This is a genomic window from Thermosulfurimonas sp. (genome assembly GCF_015491435.1).
Taxonomy (GTDB): Bacteria; Desulfobacterota; Thermodesulfobacteria; order Thermodesulfobacteriales; family Thermodesulfobacteriaceae; genus Thermosulfurimonas_A.
The window spans coordinates 1-4,789 of sequence record NZ_WFVX01000158.1 but is presented as its reverse complement, the minus strand read 5'-3'; the positions used below and the strand labels follow the sequence as shown (position 1 = coordinate 4,789).

Here is a 4,789-nt window from a genome sequence, read left to right as displayed (position 1 = left end):
CGGGGAGCCCGAGGTTCACCGTCCGGATCGGGTGCTTTTCCTTCCCGAGGGTCCGCTGGTCCTGGAATATAAGCTTCACCGGCCGGAGGCGCCGGACGAACACGAAAGACAGGTAAGGGAGTATCTCTCCGGGCTTTCCCTGATTCTCAAACGACCGGTTCGGGGCTATCTGGTCTATCTTGAGCCCCCGGAGGTGAGGGAGGTGCGTCCCTGATGTCCGGGAAGGCCTGGATCATACCCCCCCAGGCGGGTTTTCTCCCCACCCTCACCCGGGAAATCCTCCGCCGACACCGGGAGGATCTTCCCCGGGTCACGGTGATCTTTCCTACCCGCCGGGCGGCCCATTTCTTTCGTTATTACCTGAGCCGGCACCTGCGGGGTTCCTTTTTCCTGCCCCGGATCTACGCCTTTTCCGACTGGGTGAACGAGCTTTCCGTGCGCCTGGATCCCCGGCCGATCGTCCCCCCGGCGGAAAGGGCCTGGTGGCTCTACCGGATCGTTTCCGGCCGACCGGGGTTCGAGCAGGTCACGGAGAGCTTCGACCGGTTTCTTCCTTGGGGGCTTAAGTTTTCCGAGGTTCTGGAGGAATTCGAGCGGGAGGCCGTGCCCCTTAAGGATCTTCTGGAGCCCCCGGAGGACCTCCCCCCGCACGGCCGGGCCTTTCTTGCCGCCCTTTCGGAGATCGGAAGGGACTTTCGGGAGATCCTTTCCGGTGCAGGGGTCACCACACCTGCGGCCCGGCTGAGGCTCCTTTCCGAAAGGCTTCCGGAGGTCTTTTCCCCGGAGGGTCCGGTGTATCTGTGCGGTTTTGCCGCCCTCTCCCGGGCCGAAAGACTCCTTTTCCGGCAACTTCTAGAACTGGGAGCGGAGGTCTTCCTGGAGATGGATCCCGGGTGCCGGGCTCCGGATTTTCTGGCCGAGGTTCTGAGGGATCTGAAACTCTCCCCGGAGATCCTCTCCCGCCCCCGTTCCCGAAGACCCCGGCTGCGCTTCTTTGCCGCTGCCGATGTACATCAGGAGGTGCGGGAGGCCGCCCGGCTCCTTCCCTCCAACCCCGAGACCCCGGACGAGGTCCTGATCCTTTTGCCCGTAGCCGGACATCTCCTTCCCCTGCTTTACGCCCTCCCCGAGGACCTTCCGGTGAACATTACCCTGGGGTTCCCGGTGAAACGTTCCCTTCCGGCCACCTTCCTCCTTCTCCTCTTCGAGCTTTACGAGAAGCGTCTCGCGGAGCGTTATCCGGTGCTTACCTATCTTTCTTTGCTCAAACATCCCTATGCCCGGGGGGTTCTGGGCCCCTGGGCGGCAGAACTTCATGCCTTCGAGACCCGACTCCGGGCCCACGGAAGCCCCTACCTGAGCCTTTCCGAGATCGAGGATCTGGCCGGGGGAGTGGATCCCCTGCGACGTTTTCACCGGGAATTTCTGACGGCCTTTTACGGAGTGAAGACCCCCCGGGACTTCGCTCGGGTGCTCAAGGAGGTCCTGCACCGGGTCCTTGAGCCCCACCGGGAAAGACTCCGTGAAGCCCGGGAGAACCGTGAGATCCTGGCCCGACACTTCCTCTATGCCTTTGAGTCCGAGATCCTCCCGGTCTTCGAGAGCTCATCTTTTTCCGGGGAACCCATACCCCTGGAGGGGCTCTTTCGTATGTTCCGGGAATTGCTCCAGACCGTTTCGGCCCCCTTCGAGGGGGATCCCCTATGCGGGGTCCAGGTCATGGGGCTGCTCGAGACCCGGCTCCTCTCCTTCCGGAAGGTGATCGTGCTCGATGCCAACGAGGGGGCCCTTCCCTCGCCGGAGGAGATCAATCCGCTCCTTCCCGAGGGGTTGCGTCCGGCCCTCTCCCTTCCCCGGCGCTCGCGCCAGGAGGCCCTGGAACGGTATTATTTCGACCGGTTGATAGCTTCCGCCAAAGAGGTGGAGATTTTTTATCTTTCGGTAACCGAATCCTCCTCGCGTCTTCCCCCCCGGGTGCGGAGCCGTTATGTGGAGGCCCTCCTTTGGGCGGAGGAAAAAAGGAAAGGTAAACTCTTTACCCCGGAGAAAGGGGCGGTGCAGCATCTGCGGTTATCCCTCACGGCTCCGGAACCCTTTCCGGGTATCCCCCGGGGAGAGGCCGAACGCAGGGAGGTGGAAAGACTCCTTTCCGGGGAGATAAGCGCCACCCTGCTGGAGACCTATCTGGATTGTCCGGCCCGTTTCTATTTTCGCTATCTCCTGGGACTCAAACCTCCGGAACGCCTCACCGAATACGACGCCACCGCCCTGGGAACCCTCATTCACGCCGTGCTCGAGGATTACTTCCGTCCCTACCTGGGCAGGGAATATCTGCCCCGGGAACATAATGATCCCTCCCGTTTGTTGGCCCTGTTTCGGGAGCGTTTCGAGAGGGACGGTCTCTCCCGTCAGCTCGGCCCGGAACGGCGGTTTTTCGTGGAAAAGACCGCGGAATTCCGGCTGCGACGTTATCTCCAGAGCCTGGAGGTCCTTCCCCCTTTTCGTATTCTTTCCCTGGAGGAAGAGGAACGGCGCGAACATCCGGGGCTGGGACTGCGCTTTCGGGGGAAACTCGACCGGGTGGATGAGTTCGAAACCGGTCGGGTGGTGCTGGATTATAAGACCGGAGCCGGAGTGCGTTCCCTGGGGCTAAGACGCCTGCGGGAGATCCTGGAGGAGGCCAGGAATATTCCCCGGGTTGAACCCACCCTGGAGGGGCTTCGCTTCCTGCGCGACCGATTGCCGGATCTTCAGCTCCTTCTTTACCTCTTTCTGCGACCCGAGGCCGGCGAGGCGGTTTATGTTCAGCTGGCAAGCGGCAAAGGGCGCGAGATCTTTAAGCCCCTTTTTTACCGTCCCCCCTTCAGCCCGCGTTCCGGGGATTTCCTGCGCGAGGAGGAGATTGAACGTCTCCGGGAACGGGTCTTTCCCGCGCTTCTGGAGCGCCTGATCGACCACCTGCTCGCGGCGCCTTACTTTTTTATTCCGGAAAAACCCCCGGGCTGTCGGTGGTGCGATTATCTATATGCCTGCCCGGGAAGAAAGCGGACCTAGACGTAAAAGCCCCGGCGAAGCTTTTCGGCCTCCACCCCGAAAAAGATCGCGGCCTCGGAAAGCCCCTGCCGCAGGGGGCCCTCGGGGATCTCCCGCAGCAGGGATTCTAGCACCCGGGCCCGTTCCTCAAGGATATCGGCCAGGGTCTCGGCCTGGGCCCGGGAGGAAGGGTCCTGCGCGAACCTCTCCAGCAGGGGAAGGACCTCCTCCACCAGGTCCAGGGCCTGGCTAAGGGAGGGATCGGAACCTTTATTCGCGGAGAGGGCCTCCCGTAGATAACTCTCAAACCCCTTCTCCACTTTTCCGGTCTTTTTCTCGGGGGTAAAATCTGGAGACAAACGCGGGTCCCAGAAGATTTTCATGCCGGACCTCCTATTTCTTATCCTAAATAACTTTTCGGAAGGAGACAAGAAAACATGAGAGTACGCCTCCTGATCCTTCTGCTGGGGCTCTTCATGCTTTCGGGCTGCGGGGCGGCCCTGGTCGCCGGCGGGGCCACCGCGGGCTACAAGGTGGCCACCGATCCACGCTCCGTAGGCACCCAGACCGACGACGCCACCCTTACCGCCAAGGTAAAGCTGGCGCTGCTCAAGGACCCGGTAACCAAGGCCCGGAAGATCGATGTGGACACGGTAAACGGGGTGGTGACTTTGACCGGGATGGTGGAAACCGAGGCGGAACGCCGCCGGGCCGAGGAGGTGGCGCGCAGGGTAGCCGGGGTGCGGGCGGTGCGGAACAACCTTATGGTGGGGCACCGCAGTTTCGGGCGCAGCCTGGACGACAAACTCCTTACCGCCCGGATCAAGGCCAAACTCATCGCCGAGCCCGGGATCCGCTCCCTCTCCATCGATGTGGACACGGTAAACGGGGTGGTGACCTTAACCGGAGTGGTCAAAAGCGAGGAGCAGCGCCGGCGGGTGCTCGAGATCGTGCGCACCACCAAAGGGGTAAAACGGGTGGTGGACAATCTCACGGTTGAGCCCTGACCATGGAGGCCTATCCCGAAAGGTTTGACGTCATCGTCATCGGGGCCGGGCACGCCGGGATAGAGGCCGCCCTTGCCGCCTCGCGCCTGGGCTGTCGCGTCCTGGTCTTGACTGTGAATCTCGAGCGCATCGGGGCCATGAGCTGCAACCCGGCCATAGGGGGGCTGGCCAAGGGGCATCTGGTCAAGGAGATCGACGCCCTGGGGGGCGAGATGGCCCGGGCGGCAGACGAGTGCGGGATCCAGTTCCGGAGGCTCAACACCCGCAAGGGGCCGGCGGTGCGGGCCACCCGGGCCCAGGCCGACCGCATGCGCTACCAGGCCCGGATGTACCGGGTGCTTACCCGGGCCCCGCGGGTCACGGTGAAACAGGCCATGGTCTCCCGCATCCTCACGCGCGAGCGGCGGGTCTATGGCGTTGAGACCCGGGTGGGGGAGGTCTATTACGGAAAGGCGGTGGTGGTGACCACCGGGACCTTCCTGCGCGGGCTCATCCACATCGGGCTCGAACACTTTGCCGCCGGCCGCATGGGAGATCCGCCTTCAAACCGCCTTTCTCAATGTTTGCGAGAGCTTGGCTTTGAGATGGGCCGGCTTAAGACCGGAACCTGCCCCCGCCTTGACGGCCGCACCATAGACTATTCCCGGCTCGAGGTCCAGTGGGGCGACGATCCCCCGCCGCTTTTCTCCTTCCGCAACAAAGGAAAACGCCCTCCGCTACCCCAGGTCCCCTGTTTCATCACCTATACC

5 protein-coding genes are annotated in these 4,789 nt (G+C 62.7%); 4 read left to right on the top strand and 1 reads right to left on the bottom strand.

The genetic code is table 11. The features are described from left to right. A partial coding sequence (locus tag F8J34_RS07165; RefSeq protein WP_297057697.1) for a hypothetical protein occupies positions 1-214 on the top strand: 214 nt, incomplete at its 5' end. After that, complete coding sequence (locus tag F8J34_RS07160) at positions 214-3,054, top strand: PD-(D/E)XK nuclease family protein (RefSeq protein WP_297057694.1); 2,841 nt, start codon at positions 214-216, stop codon at positions 3,052-3,054. The genes F8J34_RS07165 and F8J34_RS07160, both read left to right, overlap by 1 nt. Here the strand turns inward: F8J34_RS07160 and F8J34_RS07155 are convergent. Continuing rightward, a complete protein-coding gene (locus tag F8J34_RS07155; RefSeq protein ID WP_297057692.1) occupies positions 3,051-3,416 on the bottom strand; it encodes a hypothetical protein in 366 nt (121 codons plus the stop codon). The two genes, F8J34_RS07160 and F8J34_RS07155, sit on opposite strands and share 4 nt — an antisense overlap. A 54-nt stretch (positions 3,417-3,470) precedes the next feature. Between F8J34_RS07155 and F8J34_RS07150 the strand changes: the two genes are divergently transcribed. Next, complete coding sequence (locus F8J34_RS07150; RefSeq protein WP_297057690.1) at positions 3,471-4,040, top strand: BON domain-containing protein; 570 nt, start codon at positions 3,471-3,473, stop codon at positions 4,038-4,040. Between the two features lie 2 nt (positions 4,041-4,042). Beyond that, on the top strand, positions 4,043-4,789 hold a 747-nt coding region (locus F8J34_RS07145; RefSeq protein ID WP_297057686.1), incomplete at its 3' end, for an FAD-dependent oxidoreductase.